Raw genomic sequence first — 23,227 nt, 5'->3', positions numbered from 1 at the left:
ATGGCCGAAGACGTAAACAATATATAGTAAAAAATTAGCGATGATAAAAGTTTTTACTACACATACTCCACTCAATTCGATACGGGCAGGAGTTCGAACAAAATTTATTAAAAAATAGGCAATAAATGCGTAAAGAATCTGTTGTTTGTACGTTGTTTGAAGGGCATTATCATTATGGTGTAGCTGCCTTGGTAAATTCTTTATATCAGCAGGGATTCCGAGGAGATATTTATGCAGGCTATCGAGGAGAATTACCGAATTGGATTAAAAATGCGAAGGCAAATAAATCATTAAATTGGCCAGATGCTACTACGGCTATTCTCGCTGAAGATTTACAACTACATTTTTTGCCAGTTGTTAATGATTACCATTTCACGAATTATAAACCTAATTTTATATTAAATGTATGGAATGGACCGGCAAAAGACGCAGAGGGTATTTTTTATTTTGATCCGGATATAATTAACAAATGCAGTTGGAGTTTTTATGAGAGATGGATTACGTATGGAGTAGCTATAGTGCGTGAAATTGTGTGGAACGATATGCCCCCATCTCATCCAAAACGTCAACAGTGGGCTGAAGTAGCAAAATCTGGCAATTTATTCATTAAAAATGATTTGAATTCCTATCTTAATGCCGGTTTTATTGGCGTAAATAAGAGTCAAGTAAGTTTTTTAAATATGTGGGTTAATTTAATGGATCTTGCAGTAGAAAATTTCGGTTACGATAAAAGTAGTTTTGCTCAAAGTATATACAATAATGATCTTTTTACTGTTGGGGATCAAGATTTGTTAAATCTAACAGCTATGTGCACTGATCAACCTATTAGTGAGATGGGACCGGAAGGAATGGATTTTACTTATGGAGGATGGACAATGTCTCATGCAACTGGTTCACCAAAGCCCTGGAAAAAAAAATTTATTAATTCATTTTTAAAAGGAATACCCCCTTCAAAAGCGGACAAATTGTATTGGGATAATGTTCATGGCATTATTAGACTATATACTGAAAATGAAATTTATATTAAGAGATTACAGCTAAATTTTTCAGCTTTTTTAGGCCGCTTTTATCATAGAATATAAAGTTTTGGGCATCCAACTATTAACTTGAAATGGTCTGAATTTTACAAATTAATCGTAAATCGATATCCATTGAAGCATATTAATATTTTCTTTTGAAATATGGGCCTGACATATCCAGTTAGAAAATAATTACTGTAGATAGAATGAAAATTGTTTTCTTCTGTGGTTCGCTAGAGCCAGGTCGTGATGGAGTAGGTGATTATACTCGAAAATTAGCTGGCGAACTGATTAGGCAAAATCACCAAGCTGCCATAATTGCGCTAAATGATAAGTATTTGCAGAATATAGTTGAGGAAAGTATACAAGTTGATGGAACACAGGAGATTACTACATTACGTTTATCCCACCAATTATCCTGGGAAGCGAGACGCATAAAAATCATAGAATTTATAGAGTATATAAGTCCGCATTGGTTAAGCCTTCAATATGTCCCGTATAGTTTTCATTCTAAAGGTTTACCATTCAATTTAGTTATTCAATTAAAAAAACTTGGTAAAAACTATTTGTGGCATATTATGTTTCATGAGACTTGGGTAGGTATAAAAAGTCAATCACCAATAACTCATAATTTTTATAAGTTTTTTCAAAAAAAGATTGCAAAATTTTTAACACTCAGCCTTACCCCTAAATCTGTATCTACAAGCAACAGGCTTTATCAATTAGTATTAGAACATATAGGCATTAAGGCGCATATTTTAACGCTATTCAGCAACATATCTGTTACACAAATAGATAGTGAATTTGTTGCGTATACTTATGAAAGTTTAGGTATTAAAGAAAATGAGCTTAATAAATATTTATTTGTTGGAGTTTTCGGAAGTATTCATTCCACCAGTGATTTGGAAAACATTATATACAATGAAATAATATCAGCACGGGAGTATAACAAAAAAATTATAGTTTTAGGGTTTGGAAGAATAAGAAATGTAGATGGGCTATTGCAACTAAAAGAATTATTTAAAGATAAAATAGATGTTTTCTATTTAGGAGAATTACCAGAGTATCATGTATCATCCCTATTACAAATTCTGGATAAGGGAGTATCTTGTACACCTGAAGAATATATTAGCAAAAGTGGCGTATATGCAGCTATGAGATTACACAACCTGCAAGTGCTGTCTACTTCCTCTATGCATATCCCTAAGTATGAAATTGAAATTAAAAAATTTAATGAGTATTTGAAGAGTAGAGAGTATTATAAGTGGAGCGTAGTTCACACAGCAAAAGAATTTTATGAAGATCTCAGTTTGTATAGCCACATATAATCAAGCTGCTTATTTAGAGCAATCTATTAAGAGCGTTTTTACACAAACACTACAGCCATTTGAAGTAATTGTATCAAATGACTGTAGTACCGATGATACAAAATTAATTTTAGATAGGTTAAGTAGTGAGTATAAGAATCTTAAAGTTATTCATCAACCAATCAATTTAGGTATGGTGAAAAACACAAATGTATGCTTAAAAGTAGCTACTGGCGACTATGTAGTTAAACTTGATTCAGATGATTATTTACTGCCTGACTATATCGAAGAATTATCATTACTTCTGGATACATATCCAGAAGCTGGCTATGCACATGGATCGGTTCAAGAAATTGATGGTTTTGGTAAAAATGGTACTATTAGGACTCTTTTTCGTAAAACTGGATTTGTTGATGGTGACACTGCTTTAAAATCTTGTGTTAAGGGCTATAAAGTTGCAGCTAACATAATAATGTTTAGAAGAAGCGTGTTATCTGGAGCAAATTATATCACCTCAAACGTAGACTTTGCAGAAGATTATTATTTATCAGCTCAGATTGCAGCTTTGGGATTTGGCAATGTATACAATGAAAAAATTCTATCATGCTATCGGGTATGGGCTGACAATGGTAACGTTAGACAGAAGCGGAAACTGAATGAAATTAATGGCTTAAGAATTATATTTGAAGAAGTAATACAACCAGCCTTTACTTTAAAAGGTTGGAATGCAGAAATAACTGCTAAAGCCCGAGCACGCTTTGCTAATAAACAATCGTCATGTTTAGGCTGGACTATATATTCCAATGAAGAAAAAAAAGAATTAGAGAAAGCTATTTTTCAATTGTCTAATGGACTTATAACACATGTATACGTTAAAATTTATAAATTAGGCTATGGAGAAGTAATTCATTTTTATCAGGCATTATTAAATTGGTTAAAGCAAATAGCCAAGTCTATCTTATTAAGCCGTAATAAAATTTCAACATAATTTATGAACTATTATCTGGTTTTATGAAAGTTGTTTATACGGCCCCAAATCGATCGCATCATTATCGTTATGCGCTGGCTATGCACAAAGCAGGAATTCTACATGCATTTGTCAGTGGTTTTTCCAGACTTAGTTCTCATGCGCGATTGGATGAAATTGGGAGCGAACTACACCGTGCTGACATTTTACAAACTGTATATTTAGCTGCATTAAAGTTGAGAATAGCGAATAAAATTGCCTCAAATCTTGCTTATTTGGCGAAAATTGAGCAGGACATTTCGTGTAGAAACTATATAAATAATGCCGATATATTTTTATTCTATAACGGCAGTGGATTAAGTACGTGCCAATACGCAAAAAAAAGAGGAGTTATTAGCATAGTAGAAGCAGTAAATAGCCACGTAACGTATCAGGAGGAAAGTTTATGTGAAGAATATCGCCAGCTCAATTTAGCGTGGACACCTTTTCACAAACGGGAAAAAGAGAGACGAATTAAGGAGTATGAGTTAGCTGACTATATATTACTTCCTTCAGAATTTGTAAAAAATAGTTTTCTGAGGTTAGGATTTCCCGAGCAAAAACTCTTGAAAGTTCCATACGGTTTTAATAAATTCTCAAGTTTAGCTATAAATAAACCAATTGAATTAGATTCTAAAGATTTCGTTGTACTTTATGTTGGAAGTATATCTGTGAGAAAAGGAGTGCGTTATCTTATACAGGCATTTGATAAATTTCAGCATCCACGCAAAAAATTAGTTATTGTTGGCCCAAAGACCGAACCAGAGGGAATACAGGATTTAGCTGTCTCACCGCAAGTTACATTTACTGGTGTTCTGAAAGGAGAAGCCTTACATCAGGCTTATCGTAGTGCTACTGTTTTCTGTCTCCCCTCTATTGAAGAAGGACTTGCTTTAGTACTTGGTGAAGCGTTGTCCTTTGGTTTGCCCATTATTGCGACTACTAATACAGGTGCATCGGACATTATTACAGACGGTCAGGAAGGTTTTATTGTTCCTATTAAAGACTCAGATAGCATCTTCGCTAAATTGCAATTATTAGCCGACGATGTTGATTTATATCACACGATGAAAAGTTTAGCAAAGTCTAAATCTCAACAATTAAATGGATGGGACGAGTCAGGCCGTTTGCTTGTTTCTACTTTAGTTGATGTAAGTAATAAAAAATAACTTATCCTACTTTCGTAATGAATACACGTAGCTCCTCAGATAAGTCGCTAAAAAAATACCAAATTATTCTCTACATACTAATGACTGTGTTAGTATTTGAGGGGGTTGCCCGTAAATTGGTGCCCAAAAATGTTGGGCAGCTCATTTTTTTCTTTAAGGATTTTCTTTGCTTATATACGCTCTATTTAGTTAGCCGCGTTAAAATGCATTCCTGGTTAAAATGGCTTAATGTAAGATGGAAGCGATTACTAATGATGTTTGGCCCATTATTACTCTATACGGCTACTTTAGATTTACCATTGAGTGTATTTGCGGCCAAACAATACCTGTTATATGTAGTAGTTGGCTTGTTGGTTCCCCTGGCGTTTCCAATGGATAGACTCGAACAATTTAAGCGTTTTGCACTCTTCTTAGCAGCCCTTGTTGTTCCAACTACTATGGTATCTATTCTACAGAACTCTCTTCCGGCATCTCATTGGCTTAATCTAAGTGTGGGTGGAGATTCGTTAGAGGCTTTCGCGGCTGCTGGCTACTTACGGGTAAGTTCAACATTCTCATTTACAGGGCAGTATTCTTGGTTTTTAAACGCTGTTTGTGCATTCGTCTTGTTAGAATTCTTTTTGCCTTATTTTAGCAATAATTACCTAAAATGGCTTGTACCCGGTATACTCGGACTCTTATTTTTGATTGGTATATTTATTACTGGAGGCAGAACGGCGGTAATAGGAAGTGCAGCCTGCCTTTTTATTGGTTTTGTGCTGGCTACCCGAAAGGCACCTAAATTGATGGCCGGTAAAGGCGCCCTTGCCGGGGCAATGATGTTTGCAAGTCTTCTTGTGGTCCGAACTGTAAAACCTCAATTTTTTGCCGCCTATGACAGGCGATCCACTGGTACAGAAGATAGGTCACATGGCGAAGAAATTCAAGATCGTATTTTAGGGGGATTAACTGATTGGACAACTTGGTTTTGGGAGCAGGAACCTACCGCTATTTTGATAGGAAACGGTTTAGGTGTAATGAGTAATGGGGCTGACCGAGTTAGTTTTTACGCCGGTATAATTAGAGCAACAGGCTTTTGGACGGAGGGAGATACAGCCACTTTAGCCTGGGAAGGCGGCTTATATTTGATAATTATATGGTATGGATTTCGGTTTTCAATCGTTCTTTTTTGTTTTAATCGATGGCGAACTATCAGAGATAATAAATACGGCGTACCCGCATCATTTCTATTGGCCAATGTTATAATTAATGGAACTGTATCAACTTTGAGTATACAACCACCTATTGCTATTTGGTGGTGGCTTTCAGTAGGCGCTCTTATTGCACTTAAAGGATTTGATACTTATGATTTGAATGTAGCAGCGGCCGTTGACAAAAGTGAAAAAATTAGTTTACAAACTCAGGACTAACACCACATAAATAAATAGAATGCTCAGGGTCCGGCAATCGTTTTAAAAATAAGTAAGGCCTTTTATGCAGAAAATTATCTTTATCAATTCTCACCCTATTCAATATTTTGCTCCAATGTATAAGTATATGAATGAGCAAGGGCTAAGTGTTGATGCCTGGTATGGCTCGAGTGGTTCTACTGGGGTTAGTATGGATAAAGAATTTGGCGTAGAAGTAAAATGGGATATTCCCTTATTGGAAGGATATAATTATCGCTTTTTCAAGAACTTATCGTATAAACCATCTCATTCAAATGGATTCTGGGGGTTAGTGAATTTAAGCATGGTTGTAGAGATTTTTAGGATTCCAAAATCAATAATAGTTGTTCATGGATGGCACTACTTTACTCATTTTTTAATTATAATGCTTGGTAAGTTAAATGGTCATACTATTTGTATACGAAATGATATGCCTTTAAGTCATGAGCAAAGAAAGGTAGGCTGGAAGCAAAAAATTAAATATATAGGTTTGAAGTACATATTATTTCCCAGAATCAACTACTTTCTATTTATTGGCACCCAAAATCGTCTTTTCTACAAAAGCTATAAAATAGCAGATGAGCAACTTTTGAGCTGTCCTTATGCAGTTGATAATGACCGATTCACTAACTCGACTTATGATATAGCTGCGATAAAAGAGAAGCTACAGATTCCCAGGGAAGATAAGGTAATTTTATTCTCTGCTAAATATATTGACAAGAAAAGACCAATGGATTTGTTAAAGGCTTTCAAAAACATAAATAATCCGCATTGTTGGTTGTTGATGGTTGGTGAGGGTAAATTAAGGAAAGAAATGGAAGGTTTCATTGCTCAACATCAGCTAAAAAATGTATTGCTAACTGGATTTATAAATCAATCACTTATCGCTCAGTACTATGCCGTTAGTGATGTTTTTGTTATGTGCTCAACTGTTGGCGAGTCGTGGGGATTATCTGCTAATGAAGCCATGAATTATAATTTACCGCTTGTTTTGTCCGATTTAACGGGATCCGCAGATGATCTTGTAATAAATGGTGTAAATGGGTATGTGTTTAAGACAGGTGATGTTGATGAATTGACGCTAAAAATCAAGGATATTTTATTTAACAATAAATTATCATGGAAGATTACATCAAAAGATATAGTCAAGAACTATAGCTATCAAGCGGTGGTTGAAAATATTAGAACCATTTTATAAAAGTCATCTTTCTATCAATACAAGTCATAGAGATTTTAATGAACATTGTATTTTTAGTCCATCCAAGTTTTCTGGTTTCGCAAAGTATGCCTCGCTTTGCGAAAATGCTGTCTGAGGGCATGAAAGAGCGAGGGCATGTTGTAGAGGTTTGGTCGCCAATAACACGATTATCGCAACTTAAAATGCCGGCAGCCTACAAGAAATGGCTTGGCTATTTTGGCTTGTATGTTATTTTCCCTCAGGAGGTTCAGAAACGCCTTAAAAACTGTTCACCCGATACCTTATTTGTGGTTACTGATAATGCACTGGGTCCCTGGGTACCTTTGATTGCCAATCGGCCCCATATTATTCATTGCCATGATTTTTTAGCCCAGCGTTCTGCGCTTGGCGAAATTTCCGAGAATCCGTTGACATGGACGGGAAAACAGTACCAGGCCTTTATTCGTCGTGGCTATTCGAAGGGTGCCAATTTTGTTTCGGTTTCTGAAAAAACGAGGCAGGATCTTCATGTGCTTTTATCGGCTCTACCGGCTTATTCCGAAGTCGTTTATACGGGTCTGAACCAAACGTTTAGAGCACATACCGCTGATGAAGCCCGTGATTTGTTCGCTAAAAAAATTGGTATGAACCTCGATAACGGGTATATACTTCATGTTGGAGGAAATCAATGGTATAAAAACCGACAGGGTGTTATTGCTATTTATGATGCCTTGCGCTCAAGCAGTAGGTACGCATTGCCCCTTATTATGATAGGGGCACAGCCTGTTCCCGCTCTTTTAGAAAGACAGGCCGCTTCGCCCTTTTCAACTGATATCCATTTTTTTACCGGTATTCCCGATGCCGCTGTTCAGTTGGCCTACGCTGGCGCTTCTTTATTTCTCTTTCCTTCGCTGGCAGAGGGTTTTGGCTGGCCCATTGCTGAGGCAATGACTGCGGGGTGTCCGGTTGTGACAACCGGCGAGGCTCCTATGACAGAAGTAGCTGGGAAGGCTGGTTTTTTTATACCCCGTCGGCCAAATAAAGCGGAAGAAATTGAACAATGGGCTCAAAAGGCGGCCCATGTTGTTGGCACTATACTTGGCTTCTCACGAAAGAAGCGTCAGGAAGTAATCGAAGCAGGATTTATTAACGCGCAACGATTTGACACAACTGTATATTTAAATAAAGTTGAAACGATTTATAGGCGTATATTAACAACTAATCAACGGTCGTGAAATTTCTCCATGTAATTAATAGTATGAATCCGTTGACCGGAGGCCCCTGTCAGGGAATACGGAACGTGGATAAAGCTTCGCAAATATTGGGCGTAACCAGAGAAATTGTCAGTCTTGACAACTCAGCAGATTCATTCCTTGGTCAGGATCCGTTTCCAATTCATGCACTCGGGTCCGGTAAAGGGCCCTGGCAATATAGTTCAAAACTCGTTCCCTGGCTTATTGGCAACATGGACCGTTTTGATGTGATTATTGTCAATGGAATTTGGCTGTATCACAGTTATGCCGTGTGGAAAGCAATTCACCAAATTAAGAAGAGTGGACAGGGGCAAGCCAAACTACCCAAAATTTTCATTATGCCGCATGGGATGCTGGATCCCTGGTTTCAGGATGTGAAAGGGCGCGAATGGAAAGCATGGCGAAACTGGATTTACTGGAAGCTGATTGAAAATAAAGTAATCAATGATGCAGATGGATTACTTTTTACTTGTCAGACAGAATTGCTATTGGCCAGAAAACCCTTTAAACCCTACCATCCAAAAAAAGAAATTAATGTTGGCTACGGGGTAAATGAACCGCCCCCCTTCTCTGATTCCATGCGTGAGGCATTTGAAAACAAATGCCCGGAAATAGGTGACCAGCCGTATATGCTTTTTCTAAGCAGAATTCATTACAAAAAAGGGGTTGACCTACTTATAAAAGCTTATGAGTTATTATTACAGTCAACATCAGGCATACCTAAACTCGTAATCGCTGGTCCTGGCCTTGATACACCCTACGGACAAACTCTTTTGCAGCAGATAGCAACTAATTCTCAGCTAAAAGACAGCGTATTCTTTACGGGCATGCTCACAGGTGATGCAAAATGGGGAGCCATCAATGGATGTGAAGCCTTTATACTGCCGAGCCATCAGGAAAATTTTGGTATCGCTGTGGTTGAGGCAATGAGTTGCGGAAAGCCCGTATTAATTTCTAATCAGGTAAATATCTGGTCTGAAATTGAAGCGGGTGGTGGTGGTCTCATTGCCGGGAATTCATTGGAGGGAATTACACAGTTATTGAAAAGTTGGCTGAATTTATCGGTTAGCCAACAGCGATTAATGGGCCAAAAAGCGAAAGCTACTTTTGAAAAATATTTTAACATAACCCAGGTATCAATCCGAATGAGTAAGATACTTAATTAGTCTATTTCATCTTAATTGTAGTTATCATTGTGCGAATTGCAATTCTACAGGGGGCTTTTTTTCCAGTACCTCCTATATTGGGTGGGGCAATAGAAAAGATGTGGTTTTCTTTAGGGAAAGAATTTGTAAAAAAGGGACATGATGTAACCCAGATTTCGCGCCATATTGAAGGCTTGTCAACATCAGAAGTAGTAGATGGCGTGAATCATATTAGGATAAGTGGCTACGACACACCTAAATCTGGTATTGTTCTCAAATTTTTCGATTTACTCTATACACGAAATGCCCGTCGAATTTTTTCTGCAGATTTCGACATAATCATTAGTAACACATTCTGGGCACCTGTCCTCTTACCTAAAAAAGCTCGGCGGGTGTGTATGGTAGACGTTCAACGTATGCCTAAACGGCAGATGCAACTCTACACGCAGGTAGCTCGTTTGCGGGCAAATTCCTCGGCCGTCGTTAAGGCAATTCAAGATGAGCTCCCTGAGCATCGGTATAATAAGATAGTAATGATTCCGAATCCACTACCATTTGTTGCCTTGCAGGAGGTGGATTACAGACATAAAAAACCTGTTATACTGTATGTTGGTCGTGTTCATCCGGAAAAAGGGCTGGAGCTATTAATAAAAGCTTACAAACAAACGTCCCAGGAGTATCTGCTGCAAATTGTTGGTCCCTGGGAAACAGCCTCAGGAGGAGGGGGCACGGGTTACCTTACTTTCTTAAAACAACTAGCAGGGGATGCTCACATTGACTTTATTGGGCCGGTATTTGATATTGAAGCGCTAAACAAATTTTACAGTGATGCGTCTATTTTTGTTTATCCATCAGTAGCAGAAAAAGGAGAGACATTTGGCCTGGCTCCTTTGGAAGCTATGGCTTGGGGGTGCGTACCTGTTGTCTCCAATCTGTCCTGTTTTCAGGATTTCATTGTTCACAATGAAAATGGATTAATCTTTGACCACCGCGCTCAAAATGCCATAGAGCAGCTTACGGAGCATATAACACACGTCCAGAACGACGAAGAGCACCGGATCAAGTTAGGAAAGAATGCACTGAACGTCCGACAAACGCATTCTATTCAGCATATCGCTGCTCTTTTTTTAGACGAATTCGAGCAAATCGTAAAACAGTCAGTTCCAGCTAATGCCAGCAACAGTGCAGGTTCATAATCAGCTTACTCCTTACGACAGTCCATGGAGTGTAAAACACCGGATTAAGGCGTTGATGTGGGAATATGTCTGGGCTCTGTTCTGCTCATGGACACCTAAACCAGCTAATCGGTGGCGATTGTTTTGGCTTAAACTTTTTGGGGCCAAAATCTACGGTTCACCCTTCGTTCATCAACGGGCACGCATTCAGATACCCTGGCATCTCATTCTCCATGATCATGCCTGCCTCGGTGATCGAGCTAACGTTTACTCATTAGCGATGATCGAAATTCATGAACACGCCACGGTTGCTCAGGAGGTTTATTTGTGTACGGGTACACATGCTTTTGATCAGCCAGCCATGAACTTAGTTACGGCGCCAATCGTGATTGGTCCCTATGCTTTTATTGGGGCCAGGGCATTCATTATGCCTGGCGTAACCGTTGGTGAACAGGCCATTGTGGGGTCCTGTAGCATAGTTACCAGGAATGTGGCTCCCCGGAAAGTTGTAGCGGGAAATCCCAGTCGAGAAATTGGCATTCGCCCGTCCGTAACCAATTCACTCATTAAATAGGAGCAGATTAGGCAATTTATAATGCGGCAGGTGAGGAAATTATCTATCGTTGATAAATAACACTCTTACGACATATAATCTCGTTAATGAATGAGTTATGGAACCTCTAAAAACTACACAGAAGGAGACTAACATAAACGCGGCACAAGAAGAGACTACCATTGGCCAAAGGTCAATGTCAGCTGACATATTAAAAGCAATTTCAATAGTTGGCGTAGTTTTTATTCATGGTGCCTTCTTAATCCCATTTTCGCCATCATACCTTGACGGGGTTTCAGCATTATTTCGTTTCTGCGTACCTGTTTTCATTATTTTATGGGCCTATTTTGCTGAAAAGTCTATCTTAAAGCACAATAATCCATATCCTTATCTTTTCACACGGTTTTACCGATTATTAATTCCCTTTGCCTTCTGGTCTACCGTTTATCTGGTTATCACTGCCAATGTATTTAGTTTATCATTCGCCAAGATCATAACCAAGCATTGGTCTGGGTATGGCTGGAGTGGTCAGTACTATTTTATTATTCTTTTTCAACTGATTCCATTATTCGTACTAATACGTCGTATTAGTCATCGTTTTATAAACATTCCCGGGACTGTCATTATACTTTCGATACTATTCTATGGTATTGTTTCCTACTCGCCTTTATTTACTATTAATATTGTAAATAAATTAGGGCATCGACCTTTTATATATTGGTTACCGTATGTTTTCATTGGCATTTTATATGCCAATCGAAGTACTATAAAGCAAGTGTCGGTCCCATTACTTGTCGGTACGTTAGCCCCCATTCTCATCCCTTTGGAATTTTTCGTATTTTACCCCCACGTTAGAACATCGAGTCCATATCTTTCGCCCGGTGTTTTTATTGCCGCATCATTACTGTGGGCAGCGGTGATGAGCCAAACTGGGAATTCGATCCTTAGCAAATTATGGTTGAGTAATCTTGTTACAATTTTAGGGCGCAATACACTGGGCATTTTTTGTTTAAATCCATTAGTGATTATAGCGCTATCTCCTATTACGAATTATTCAAATTCCTACCTGCAATTTTGGGGCTGTTCTGTTTTCATGCCACTGTTTTCCACAGCGCTGATAATCACTATCTGTCTGGGAATAATATTTCTATTGAAACGAGTAAAGCTGGGCATGTTAGTGGTTAGTTAACGTCATTTATGTTGCCTCCCTGCAATCAAAAGTAGTCCAGTAAGGAGTGCTGACATACACAGTTTCCAATAAACAGATTTTTAGAACGACTATGGTGGATTCTACCCTCGATTTGACCATTGCCATTCCTGTCCGAAATGAGGAGCAAAATTTACCGAAGTGTCTGGCAGCTATTGGTACTGATTTAGCGCGTAAAGTTGTTGTTATAGACTCGGGGAGTACGGATAGAACGATTGAGATTGCAAAAATCTCCGGAGCCGAAGTAGTCGAGTTTGCGTGGAATGGAAAATTCCCTAAAAAACGAAACTGGTTTTTACGTAATCATACACCCAGTACCAAATGGGTTATGTTTTTAGACGCGGATGAATTGCTAACAGATGAGTTCAAAGCAGAGTTAAGGGAAACGTTACAACGGAACGAGAACAAAGTAGGGTACTGGCTTCGCTACACCATATACTTTCTTGGCAAACAAAATAAAGGCGGGTATTTTCTACACAAATTAGCCTTGTTTCAGGTTGGAGCGGGCGAATATGAACGAATCGACGAGGATCAGTGGAGCCATCTCGATATGGAAATTCACGAGCATCCGGTATTGAATGGAGAAATTGGCAGCATACGTACTAAAATCGATCACAAAGATTTACGTGGGGTTTCCTATTATGTAATAAAACATAACGAGTATTCGAGTTGGGAAGCAGCGCGGTTTTTAAAACTAACAACGGATGCACGGGTCACTCAGCGTTGGTCGTGGATGCAACGCATTAAATATGGGTTGATGCGAACTCCGCTGTTAGGGCCAATTTATTTTTTGGGGAGTTTCTTTTTGATGGGCGGCTTCCGGGATGGCAGTCGTGGATTCGCGTTTGCTATTCTTAAAATGGCTTATTTTACTCAGATATATCTCAAAATTCGTGAGATGCAGGACGCGGAAAAAACGGTCGTTGCAGCCGGAAAAAATAAACATGTAGAGCCAATTGCCTGATATATCTTATATTTAAGTAATAGCAGATGTGTTGTGGTGATAAAAAAACCTATTTTTGTGCGCTTTAGCCTTGGCCTGGTTACACTTTTTTTACTTATCGGAACAGGCATTGTTTTTTATCTGAGTTGGCTACCCGATCCTGCGCTAAGTAAGTATGGATTTCTGCCGGACTGGCTGGCCCGGTGGACCGATGCCGAAGTAAACGACAAACTTCGTACTGGCGTTCCTCTGCTATTCCTGGGCTTCTTTACTGGCTTCCTGCTGTCATTAACAAAAAAAGGGTGGAAGTGGTGGGTAGCTGCTTTAGTAGGGCTGGTAAGTATCGTTCTCATTGCTGAACTTGGCCAGCTCCTGTTGCCACACCGAAGTTTTGACTGGGGTGATGTAGTCTGGGGATCAATAGGTTCGCTAAGTGGTTTAGGAGTAGCCGCCGTAAGCTTTCAAGTTATACAGGTTGCCTTAAAACAGACCAGAGAACAACCACAGTCTTCATCTGGAAATACATAGCCTGAGTCTATTGATGGCAACTGTTGCCTGTCAAGTGGCTGACTATTAAAGCCTTAAAAGATTGACCCTATATTAGCAATCTATAACATTGATTTCCCACCAGTTACCTTCACGAAATGCACTATTATACGTTTACTTACATGAAATTTAGTCTGATTAATACCTTGCGATTGCTTCTAACCACCGGAATAACTGGTGCTATAGTCGGCATTGTCATGTTTTTTCCTGGTCCGCTTCGCGCCCAACAGGTTTCTTTAAGCGAAGCAAAGTTGGCTTCATCTCTCCCATTACCCCCGCCTAAGGAGAAAATTGCAGCCGCCGTTCGTAAGTTCCGATACCTGACGGATGAGCACAAACAGATTAGGACCAAACCGTCTAAAACGATGCCCCAGGCGGCTATTGCACAGGACTATACAAGTTTGCTGATTAAGACGCTCGAAGAAAGCGGCTGGTTTACACCCGTCGAGTACGACAATGTCATTAGTTTACTGAGCGAACGCAGAGATACGCAGTCAAATGGAGCGCCCTCAAAAGTCGATGAAAAACCAGCACCGCCAGCTACTGTTTTTCTGGAAGGGGGCATCCTGGCTTACGAGACAACGACACTCTCGGATGAGCACGCCATCGAGTACTTCGGCGGGAATAGTCCCAAACAGTACCAGCAAGACCGGGTCACGGTGTATCTGCGGGCCGTATCTACTCAATCGGGGAAAATTCTAAAAACACTGTATACGACCAGAACCATCTACTCGCAGCAAGTTAATCCTGCTTTATTCCGCTTTGTCTGGTTTAAAGAACCTTATAAAGCAGAAACCGGTCTAACGTCTGTTATACCGGGTGAACTAAGCGTAATGGAAGCCATCAAGCAGGCCGTTCAGGGATTAATAATTGAAGGAGTCCGCGATGGCGTGTGGCTGCCCATCGACAAGGCGGCAACTGCGATGGCCGCTATAATTAATACCTACGAACAGGGGAAAGTGGCTATGAATGAACTGGACCTGATCAATCCTCAACCGGATACGTACCTGTTTGGGGTTCGTCCCCGCATGGATGCGCCCTTTATTACTCTGCATCCGTATATAGGCATCATGCGTTACACCGGCGATTACACCATTCGGGATACCAGAAATACCTACGGCGTATCGGCAGAAATGTATATAACCCCCATTGTAGGCGTTCAGATCAATGCCGCCACCGGTACATTGTCCAGTCAGGATGCGTTTTCTGTCCATTTAACTTCTTTAGAGGCTAATGTTATGTTTCGACCATTTCCGTTTCAGCGGTGGACGCCTATCGTGTATGGGGGAGCGGGGGTAGTAAGCCGAAGCAGGTCAACGCCCTTTGAGTTATTCGGGGATAAGTACGCACAAGCTCAGTTTGGAGCCGGGTTGCAGTTTTCGCCAAACAGGATCATTGGACTCCGTTCCACCTTATCCTATAACTTACCGTTTACCGATGCGTTGGATGGGAAAGTAATGGGCAGTCGCAATGATTTTTATACGCGCATTACGCTCGGCTTAGTTGTTCATTTTGGACGTTTTCTGCGTAAATCCACCCCAATAACGTTCACGCAGGTAACTCCGCAAACAAGATAACATTTTCTGATTAGACCAAACAAGCACTCAATCCTAATGAAATATCTCCTTTATCTGACTCTATTATTTGCCGGGATAGTAATCCTGTTAAGTTGTAAAGAAAGTTTCACCATCGCTCCGACAGCGTCTTCGGACCCATATGCAATCCTGCGGGGCCGGGTTCTCTATAGCGCCAACCAGCAACCCGCCCGAAATGCACTCGTGACACTGAATCCTAACAGTCGTGTTGTCGCTACTGATTCATCGGGCAGATTTCACTATGATAGTGTTTTAGTGGGCAGCTACACAATTCAGGCAGCAAAAGCAGGGTACGTAACGCAAATGGCTACGGTTACAGCAACGTCGGGTGCATTACCAGCCATAACGCTTTTGCTTACTGAAGTAAAGGATACGGTCGTAGTAACCCCAACAACAAACAGCCCCCCGTTAGCGGCTACCTTAGTTGCGCCAGCCCTTAACAGCATTGTTCAACCGGCCAGCGTAACGTTAAAATGGAAGTCTACTGACCCAGATAAGGATATTCTGACGTATGATGTACAGCTTTTCAAGTCGGGCGTTATGACGGCTGTATCCTCGTACACAGGGCTTAAGGTTGATAGCTTAGTTGTCACAAATTTAGACTACAATACAAGTTACTTCTGGCAGGTAACGGTCAAAGATGCGACGCATACCACAAACGGACCGGTATGGCCCTTTTCAACTATTCCCTTTCCCAACTATAGTTATGTGTTTGCCCGGCTCCTGAACGGCCAATACCAGATTTTTGCGTCAAACGCAACCGGAGCTGTTTTACAGCTTACCCGGACTGGTAGCAACTGGCGTCCCATTGTTAGTCCTAACCGTCAGCAGATTGCGTTTATTTCCAGTATAAATGACGGTCTCTACTTACACGTCATGAATGCGGATGGCAGCAACATACGTCAAGTCACAAGCGTTCCTATTGCCGGTCTGTATCCAACCGATCTTTCCTTTTGCTGGTCGCCCGACGGTACACAACTGCTATTTCCAAGCTATGATAAGCTCTTTGCCGTTCAGACTGATGGCAACGCCTTACGGACACTAATTCAGGCCACTCCCGGGCGCATTTTTGCAGGTTGTGACTGGTCTCAACAAGGCAATCGTATTGCGGCCCGGACAACGGGCACGAGCGTATATGATAACGAAATCAGCACCTACAACACCGATGGTTCCGGGGCAAAGTCGGTTTTTGTCAGAAAAACAAAGCGAGTGGGGAACCCTGTCTTCTCGATAACAGGTAATCTATTAGTATTCTCGGCTGATTCCAGTTCATTTATGAATGAGCAGGGCCGCCAATTGGATGCACGTATTCTTATGCTCGATCTGGTAACAAATGCCTTCTTCGACTTATCTTCAGTGCAAAATGGCTCGCAGACACAGATCGACAAGCCGGCTGGCACCAACGATCTGGATCCTCGGTTTTCTCCGAATGGATTGCAGGTGATCTTTACTAATACCGATAACACAGGCATCGGAACCCGCTCGGTCTATACAATTGACTTAGCTGGATCCGGAACAAGTCAAAGCAGCCGCAACCGCAAACTATTATTTACACCAGCAGAAATGCCCTATTGGCGACAACCCTAAATTTAATTTTTACCGAGTCAGGCCTTTTGATTCATCGGTAAATAGGAAAAAGTTCCGGCCTGTTAATTGACTGAGTTTGGAATAATTCTGATGATCAACACATAACAAGTAACATACGAATTAGTAGTACCTGACTCGGAAGTCGTTTAAACATATCAAACGTATCTCTGGCGCGTCATGCCTAAACAACAGGGTTGCCTGTCGCTTAGGTATGACGCGCCACTTCTTGAAATCATTTTGCGGTAAACCAATCAGTTTACTATTCATATCAATAAATCAAAAAATACTTTAAAAGTCTTGTAGTATGTTATCAAAATCTATTATTCAAGATACCAGAATGTATTCCTTTACGTCTACTTTTCTTGATAAGCTGATTGGCGTAGGGTCTATTAATTGGCCCATGTTGGCGCTTACAAGATTTCTGTTGTCCTTCGTTGTTGTGTCAGCACACATAGTACCCCACGTACCTAACTCTGGTCCGCTGAAGTGGATCAATAATTTTAATGCATTTAATGCAATAATGGGCTTTTTATTAATTAGTGGATTGTCAATCGGCAGTTCAATAGCTAAAAACAAAGAGGGTTATTTCTCAAGGCGAATTCAACGAATTTATCCGGTTTATCTTGCGAGTATAGTCCTTCAGTATTTGATAGTCCCTCAAGAATTAACTCTTATTTTTATACTGTTTATCATTGTAAATTTATTCTTTGCTAATCAGGTCATTATTCCTGCATCCTATGTAGGGCCAGCCTGGACTTTATCGCTCGAAGTTTGGTTGTATGGTCTGGCTCCGGTGTTTTTGAAACAATCTTACAAGACACTCCTTACACTTGTTACAATATCTTTTGTTTGTTATTGCTTTTATACAGCTGGCCGATCATTATTCCACTGGCCTTATTATTCAGGCACAAATTTTGGCATTAACCTTTTACTATTATCATTCATATGGTTAATAGGCTTCATGCTGGCTATATTTAGCGATAAACGAAAAGAAATTTCCATAATCATTAGTTTACTATTCATCATTCATTTCGTACTTACTGTTTTAATAGCGTTTGGCTCGAGAGTAAAACACCAGGAAATAAATCTTTTTTTTACTACGGATATCAGTAAATATATTTTTGAGTTAATATGTCTGATATTTATATATTTTATTGTGGTAGGGACTAGAAGTTTACCGCAGTTATCGTTACTTTATAAAAGATTTTTTAATTTTCTGGGCAATATATCTTATCCACTTTATCTCACCCATTTCTCTGTTTTAATTTTATGTAAAAAATTGCAAATTGGCAATTGGTTTTTATTGGTAATATGTTGTTTAGCTGTTGCTACTGCAGTATACTGGATATTTGATTTTTATAGTAAAAAGAGGTCCGTTTAACAAGAGTTGATATAAGCGATACTGTCCACGTTTCAGACGGCTTGTTTACAAACCAGTTTTTCTGCCTGCAACCCGGTTAAGTCATCATCAATATGCTGAAAACCATACCAAGCCTAAATGGCTTACGAGCGATAAGCGTTCTAATAGTAGTGGCTTACCATATTTATCAGCAGCACTATTTTCCCGAGAGCTTCTACAGCAACAATGTACTAATATATATAGCCTTATCAATATTCAATGGGCCTTTAGGGGTTAATATGTTTTTCATAATTAGCGGTTTTCTAATTACAAAATTACTACTGGATGAAGAAATAAAATTTGGAGTGGTTTCTCTTAAAAATTTCTATATAAGAAGAATTATCCGAATTTTTCCAGCTTACTATTTACTGTTGTTTATTTATTTTTTATTACAACGATCCGGCAACATAGCCATAAATGCTGTTGACTGGATAAGTAGCCTTACATTCACAAAGCAGTTTTTTCATGAAAAAAACATTCTTGTAGGGCATTTATGGTCATTATCGGTTGAAGAGTTCTTTTATTTACTCTGGCCCTTATTTTTCATAAAACGTAATAAATTTAATGTACTGATCATTAGTCGCTTGATATTGGTGGTCTGTAGTGTTCGCATTATAGTACGATTTATAGTGCCAGATTTTTCCATAGAAAACACAATCTTTGCCAGAGGAGATGCTTTATTAATTGGCTGTTTGTTTGCAATTGAGTATGAACGAATTACTGGTTGGGTTGAGGCAAAAAAAAAATATTTTGTTTATGCTTTGCCAGCCTTGCTTTTACTAATTTTATTAAATTATTTATTTTCGGCTGTAGCGAGAAAGTTACATAGTCAGATAATTTTATTTATTGCATCAATTTCATATGGTTTAATAGGAAGTGTTGGCTTACTAACTAATTTGCTTCTTGGGTTAATTATTGTATATTCTATCAACGTAAAAAACGCCTGGTTTAAACTAATAAATTCAGCTATTATGAATCATATAGGAAAACTATCCTATAGCATCTATTTATGGCAAACATTTTTTATAGTTTATATACAAGACACTTACAAAATAAACTTAATAGTGACAGTAGCCTTAATTTATTTGGCTGCTTGTTTTTCTTATTATTTTATTGAAAAATCTTTTTTAAGGTTTAAGGATAAATTCACGCATTTAGAACCTCTTGAAAAAATGAAGTGAGTGGCTCAACTATAGCTATATGTACAGATTCGACAAGATTGGAGAGATGAAGCGTCGGTTAGTTCATGGACTAAGTAAATTAATTCTTTTTAACAAATAAGTCAGTAATACTAAGTAAGGGAAATAAAATCAATAAAAAAACCTTAATTTAGTCAAAATTATTTTGAGATTAATTTTTAGGGGTTGCAATTTGAAATTATGGATAATTTAAAAAGACGCACCATTGATGGAGGTTCAAGTATAATTCTTGACAGCCTTCGTATCTTATCCGCCCTTATTGTAGTGGTCCACCACGCGAACATGCAGTGGTTAACAAATTATTATGATATAGCTGAACTATCAAATAATCTATCGCATGCGGCAGTCGTAGTCTTTTTTGTGCTTTCTGGTTATCTCATTGCTTATACAACCACCAGCAATAACCGTGGCTTTATTCAATATACAGTTGCGCGCTTGAGCCGGCTTTATTCGACAGTAGCGCCTGCTCTTTTGCTAACAGCTATTATCGAAATTGTAGTAAATATTATTGACCCCGCTTTGGCTATGGATTACACCAGAGGCTCTTCATGGCCTCGCTATGCTTTAAGTATAGTTTTCTGTAACGAAATTGCCTTGTTTTCAGCAGCCCCTCCTATAAATGGCCCCTTATGGTCTTTAAGCTTTGAATTTTGGTATTACACTATTTTTGGACTTTGGTTTTACCGAAGTTCTAACTGGAAATCACTATTATTACCAATAGGTGCCTGTTTGATTGCGGGTCCTAAAATTCTTTTGTTAATGCCTATCTGGTTATGTGGTTTTATGGCATATCAATTGCCAAGACCAAAAATTACAACAAAAATATCCTGGCTCTTTGTTTTTTTATTCCTTTTCATTGCTGCTATTGGCACAACCTATTTGCCAGCATTTCCCTTCCCATTAGGTCAGAGGCCGTTCTACCTGGCTAATCGATTTATTACTGATTGGGCCATAGGAATCTTCGTTGCATTAGCTTTATGGTATCTGCCCTATCAAGAACGCTCCTCAAAATCAAAAGGGATAAAATTATTACGTACTGTTGCTGATTTATCATTTCCTCTTTATGTTTTACATTACCCATTATTGGTGTTGTGGCGAGCTGTTTTTGGCTGGCGTCCTAATGATGTGGTACAGATGTGTCAGGCTATTGTATCTGTAATTTTGTTAGCTACATTAATTGGTCTTTTTTTGGAAAGCCAACGAAATAACTGGGCGCGCTTCTTTCGATGGACTATTAATCGTATATGGCCACAGGCGTTGAAAATAGAAAAAAACTATGAAAAGCCTCTTTAAAATGGAATGAGAGCCTAAATACACTAACTGCTTCACGGGCAATAAGTTGGCGTCGGGGCAGCATCGTTTAAGTTGCAAAAGGAGTTGTTATGCCTAATTAGTAAGTTTTTTGTGGATTGAGACCTACCGCTATAGGTAGTGTTCTAAGGCCGCCTGAGTCGCCAGTATACTAAAACTACACTGGATTTCCTCTTAAAAGGTTCAAGTAATAACCATATCGTCTTAGATTATCTACTTATTACAATTGTAAGGTAAATAACGTGAAGAGTGACCTAATTGGAAGTTCCGCGCAGGCGATTCAATTATTCCAGGATTATGCATCATTTGTTTTAGTCTTGCTATTTTAAGTTACTACTTATGGGCTACTTATAATAAAAGAATTGTTTGATCCTGAATGTGTACGGCAAATTGTGCTAAATTAGTAGTCTCATAAAACAGTTTAGCTAATTTATAAGCTACTATGATCTGATGAAGCTATACGTTCCGCTATCTCTCACACGTATATTATCACTACTTGGATGGGTGTTATTCAGTAGTCTTATGGTTAAAGCCCAAAGCTATAAGATTGTAGGATCTGCCCGCTCAGGCCCCGCCCCTAACGTTTATTATGTCACAGAAGAAATTCCGGGGAAGTCACAAACGGGTGCTGTGTGGGCCAATAAGCAGCTCAAATTAAATGAGTCGTTTGAGTTAGAATTTACAGTAAACTTTAGTGCCAATCCTAACGGAGCCGACGGGGTGGTTGTGGTTATGCAAACGATAGGTACTAATGCTTTGGCAGGGCCTGGCGCGGGTATTGGCTTCCGAGGTATGAAGCCATCATTCGGTATAGAATTCGATACACATTATAACAGTGAGACAGGTGATCCGGCCACTCCGTTTTTTGACCATATAGCCGTAGTGCGCAATGGTATAAATGATCACCGGCTTAATCCCTTATCGGCAGCGCCCGTACCCATTTCGACGACTTCAAAGAGCATTAAAGATGGGCAGGAGCATCTTATTAAGCTGGTTTGGAATACAACGACTCACGTACTACAGGTATATGTCGATTGCGTTTCGAGAGTGTCGCAATCCGTTGATTTGGTGAACGATATCTTTGGCGGAACGCAGGAGGTTTACTGGGGCATAACTTCTTCTACAGGCTCAGCCGGCAATGCCCATCAGGTAAAGCTACCTAACGACGTACTTAGTCGCGACACTCTCCAGATGTGCCCGAAGGACACGGCTACGCTTAAGGCAGGCTTGGCGATTGATAGTAAGTACGAATGGAAACCCAGTATAGGGCTTAGTAATGCCCGTATTCGAAATCCGCTACTCACGGCTACCACAACTCAACTCTATACAGTAAGCTATTTAGATCGCTGCTCAGTCCCCAAAATCGACAGTGTGTTTGTCAACGTAAACGCCCCCAGACTTAGTTTGGGAGAAAATCGAACAGTGTGTGAAAACGGCGTAGTTGTCCTCACCCCCACCCTAACACCAGCTAATACAGCAGCCAAATTTCGGTGGTCGACCAACGATACGACCCGCCAATTGAAACCCACCCGTTCGGGTACCTACATCCTGCAAGTTACTGTGGGGACCTGTTCGGTCAGTGATACAACAGACGTAACTTTTCAGCCCCTGCCTAAGCTTGGCCTTCCGAACGAACCTACTTACAATTGCCCACGCGAATCGCCTGTTTTGCTTGATCCTCAGGCTACAGGTACCGATCTACAATTCGCCTGGACTCCCGGTGGCACAACTGCGCCTACTTTAGTGACCAGTATACCCGGACGTTACACGACGAAAATCAGTACGGCGTTTGGGTGTTCAGTAGAGCAGCGGTTTACGATTCTGGATGATTGCCCACCTCCGGCATCAATTTATGTTCCTGACGCTTTCACACCCAATGGAGATGGAAAAAACGACGTGTTTGAATGGAAAAGTAGTGCAGAAGTTGACACGCGAATAAATATATACAGTCCCTGGGGCGAGATAATCTTTTCCTCGGCAAATCCAGGTGAATTCTGGAATGGTGCCTGGAAAGGGCAACCCTGTCCGCCCGGCGTCTATGCCTGGCGGATTGATTATCGCTCCCGAAGGAATAACGAGAATCAATGGTTTATCAAACGTGGCGCGGTCGTGTTACTGAAATAAAATACAATTATCACAAAGGATTCAATACGTATATAGTATAGTCACTCACTTACACATAAAGCACCAATAAGTTACCATATATTAT

General features: G+C 39.8%; 19 protein-coding genes. All 19 read left to right on the top strand.

Annotation, left to right across the window (positions count from 1 at the left end):
• Positions 1-125: 125 nt before the first annotated feature.
• The 19 genes from ACYVI1_RS16820 to ACYVI1_RS16730 all read left to right on the top strand — a co-directional run bounded on the left by ACYVI1_RS16820 (position 126) and on the right by ACYVI1_RS16730 (position 23,142).
• Positions 126-1,082: a hypothetical protein gene (locus ACYVI1_RS16820; RefSeq protein ID WP_460911841.1), complete on the top strand. Its 957-nt coding sequence runs from the start codon at positions 126-128 to the stop codon at positions 1,080-1,082.
• Between the two features lie 143 nt (positions 1,083-1,225).
• A complete protein-coding gene (locus tag ACYVI1_RS16815; RefSeq protein ID WP_460911839.1) occupies positions 1,226-2,347 on the top strand; it encodes a glycosyltransferase family protein in 1,122 nt (373 codons plus the stop codon).
• The gene (locus tag ACYVI1_RS16810; protein ID WP_460911837.1) at positions 2,316-3,314 is read left to right on the top strand and encodes a glycosyltransferase family 2 protein; all 999 of its coding nucleotides are present in this window, start codon (positions 2,316-2,318) and stop codon (positions 3,312-3,314) included. The genes ACYVI1_RS16815 and ACYVI1_RS16810 overlap by 32 nt, the downstream gene beginning before the upstream one ends.
• A gap of 23 nt (positions 3,315-3,337) precedes the next feature.
• A complete protein-coding gene (locus ACYVI1_RS16805; RefSeq protein ID WP_460911835.1) occupies positions 3,338-4,501 on the top strand; it encodes a glycosyltransferase family 4 protein in 1,164 nt (387 codons plus the stop codon).
• 17 nt (positions 4,502-4,518) lie between these two features.
• Entirely contained in the window at positions 4,519-5,910 is a 1,392-nt protein-coding gene (locus tag ACYVI1_RS16800; RefSeq protein ID WP_460911833.1) for a hypothetical protein, read from the top strand.
• Between the two features lie 64 nt (positions 5,911-5,974).
• The gene (locus tag ACYVI1_RS16795; RefSeq protein ID WP_460911831.1) at positions 5,975-7,126 is read left to right on the top strand and encodes a glycosyltransferase family 4 protein; all 1,152 of its coding nucleotides are present in this window, start codon (positions 5,975-5,977) and stop codon (positions 7,124-7,126) included.
• Positions 7,127-7,164: 38 nt separating this feature from the next.
• Complete coding sequence (locus tag ACYVI1_RS16790; protein ID WP_460911829.1) at positions 7,165-8,340, top strand: glycosyltransferase; 1,176 nt, start codon at positions 7,165-7,167, stop codon at positions 8,338-8,340.
• A gap of 23 nt (positions 8,341-8,363) precedes the next feature.
• Entirely contained in the window at positions 8,364-9,524 is a 1,161-nt protein-coding gene (locus ACYVI1_RS16785) for a glycosyltransferase (RefSeq protein WP_460911827.1), read from the top strand.
• Positions 9,525-9,553: 29 nt separating this feature from the next.
• Complete coding sequence (locus tag ACYVI1_RS16780; protein ID WP_460911825.1) at positions 9,554-10,699, top strand: glycosyltransferase family 4 protein; 1,146 nt, start codon at positions 9,554-9,556, stop codon at positions 10,697-10,699.
• Positions 10,674-11,252, top strand: coding sequence for an LbetaH domain-containing protein (locus tag ACYVI1_RS16775; protein WP_460911823.1), 579 nt, complete (start codon positions 10,674-10,676; stop codon positions 11,250-11,252). Before ACYVI1_RS16780 ends, ACYVI1_RS16775 begins: the two co-directional genes overlap by 26 nt.
• Before the next feature lie 97 nt (positions 11,253-11,349).
• Positions 11,350-12,420 (top strand): acyltransferase family protein, encoded by a 1,071-nt coding sequence (locus tag ACYVI1_RS16770; RefSeq protein WP_460911821.1) that lies wholly within the window; start codon positions 11,350-11,352, stop codon positions 12,418-12,420.
• 91 nt (positions 12,421-12,511) lie between these two features.
• Positions 12,512-13,402 (top strand): glycosyltransferase family 2 protein, encoded by an 891-nt coding sequence (locus ACYVI1_RS16765; RefSeq protein ID WP_460911819.1) that lies wholly within the window; start codon positions 12,512-12,514, stop codon positions 13,400-13,402.
• Positions 13,403-13,459: 57 nt separating this feature from the next.
• Complete coding sequence (locus ACYVI1_RS16760) at positions 13,460-13,909, top strand: VanZ family protein (protein WP_460911817.1); 450 nt, start codon at positions 13,460-13,462, stop codon at positions 13,907-13,909.
• Positions 13,910-14,178: 269 nt separating this feature from the next.
• Entirely contained in the window at positions 14,179-15,504 is a 1,326-nt protein-coding gene (locus tag ACYVI1_RS16755; RefSeq protein WP_460911815.1) for a CsgG/HfaB family protein, read from the top strand.
• A 36-nt stretch (positions 15,505-15,540) separates the two neighbouring features.
• A complete protein-coding gene (locus ACYVI1_RS16750; protein WP_460911813.1) occupies positions 15,541-17,109 on the top strand; it encodes a carboxypeptidase regulatory-like domain-containing protein in 1,569 nt (522 codons plus the stop codon).
• Positions 17,110-17,413: 304 nt separating this feature from the next.
• On the top strand, positions 17,414-18,490 hold the full coding sequence (locus tag ACYVI1_RS16745; protein WP_460911811.1) for an acyltransferase family protein: 1,077 nt from the start codon (positions 17,414-17,416) through the stop codon (positions 18,488-18,490).
• Positions 18,491-18,582: 92 nt separating this feature from the next.
• Positions 18,583-19,689, top strand: a complete 1,107-nt coding sequence (locus tag ACYVI1_RS16740) for an acyltransferase family protein (protein ID WP_460911809.1) — start codon at positions 18,583-18,585, stop codon at positions 19,687-19,689.
• Positions 19,690-19,887: 198 nt separating this feature from the next.
• Positions 19,888-21,000 (top strand): acyltransferase family protein, encoded by a 1,113-nt coding sequence (locus ACYVI1_RS16735; protein WP_460911807.1) that lies wholly within the window; start codon positions 19,888-19,890, stop codon positions 20,998-21,000.
• 540 nt (positions 21,001-21,540) lie between these two features.
• The gene (locus tag ACYVI1_RS16730) at positions 21,541-23,142 is read left to right on the top strand and encodes a lectin-like domain-containing protein (RefSeq protein WP_460911805.1); all 1,602 of its coding nucleotides are present in this window, start codon (positions 21,541-21,543) and stop codon (positions 23,140-23,142) included.
• Positions 23,143-23,227: the final 85 nt, after the last annotated feature.

This window comes from Spirosoma areae, assembly GCF_054781775.1.
Note: the sequence above shows the minus strand (reverse complement) of the source record. Positions and strands in the feature narration are given on the sequence as shown.

Excerpts from the sequence above, each read along its gene's own strand:
- ACYVI1_RS16820 (WP_460911841.1), top strand. The coding sequence starts at position 126 with ATGCGTAAAGAATCTGTTGTTTGTACGTTGTTTGAAGGGCATTATCAT.
- ACYVI1_RS16815 (WP_460911839.1), top strand. The coding sequence starts at position 1,226 with ATGAAAATTGTTTTCTTCTGTGGTTCGCTAGAGCCAGGTCGTGATGGA.
- ACYVI1_RS16810 (WP_460911837.1), top strand. The coding sequence starts at position 2,316 with ATGAAGATCTCAGTTTGTATAGCCACATATAATCAAGCTGCTTATTTA.
- ACYVI1_RS16805 (WP_460911835.1), top strand. The coding sequence starts at position 3,338 with ATGAAAGTTGTTTATACGGCCCCAAATCGATCGCATCATTATCGTTAT.
- ACYVI1_RS16800 (WP_460911833.1), top strand. The coding sequence starts at position 4,519 with ATGAATACACGTAGCTCCTCAGATAAGTCGCTAAAAAAATACCAAATT.
- ACYVI1_RS16795 (WP_460911831.1), top strand. The coding sequence starts at position 5,975 with ATGCAGAAAATTATCTTTATCAATTCTCACCCTATTCAATATTTTGCT.
- ACYVI1_RS16790 (WP_460911829.1), top strand. The coding sequence starts at position 7,165 with ATGAACATTGTATTTTTAGTCCATCCAAGTTTTCTGGTTTCGCAAAGT.
- ACYVI1_RS16785 (WP_460911827.1), top strand. The coding sequence starts at position 8,364 with ATGAATCCGTTGACCGGAGGCCCCTGTCAGGGAATACGGAACGTGGAT.
- ACYVI1_RS16775 (WP_460911823.1), top strand. The coding sequence starts at position 10,674 with ATGCCAGCAACAGTGCAGGTTCATAATCAGCTTACTCCTTACGACAGT.
- ACYVI1_RS16770 (WP_460911821.1), top strand. The coding sequence starts at position 11,350 with ATGGAACCTCTAAAAACTACACAGAAGGAGACTAACATAAACGCGGCA.
- ACYVI1_RS16765 (WP_460911819.1), top strand. The coding sequence starts at position 12,512 with ATGGTGGATTCTACCCTCGATTTGACCATTGCCATTCCTGTCCGAAAT.
- ACYVI1_RS16750 (WP_460911813.1), top strand. The coding sequence starts at position 15,541 with ATGAAATATCTCCTTTATCTGACTCTATTATTTGCCGGGATAGTAATC.
- ACYVI1_RS16745 (WP_460911811.1), top strand. The coding sequence starts at position 17,414 with ATGTTATCAAAATCTATTATTCAAGATACCAGAATGTATTCCTTTACG.
- ACYVI1_RS16740 (WP_460911809.1), top strand. The coding sequence starts at position 18,583 with ATGCTGAAAACCATACCAAGCCTAAATGGCTTACGAGCGATAAGCGTT.
- ACYVI1_RS16735 (WP_460911807.1), top strand. The coding sequence starts at position 19,888 with ATGGATAATTTAAAAAGACGCACCATTGATGGAGGTTCAAGTATAATT.
- ACYVI1_RS16730 (WP_460911805.1), top strand. The coding sequence starts at position 21,541 with ATGGTTAAAGCCCAAAGCTATAAGATTGTAGGATCTGCCCGCTCAGGC.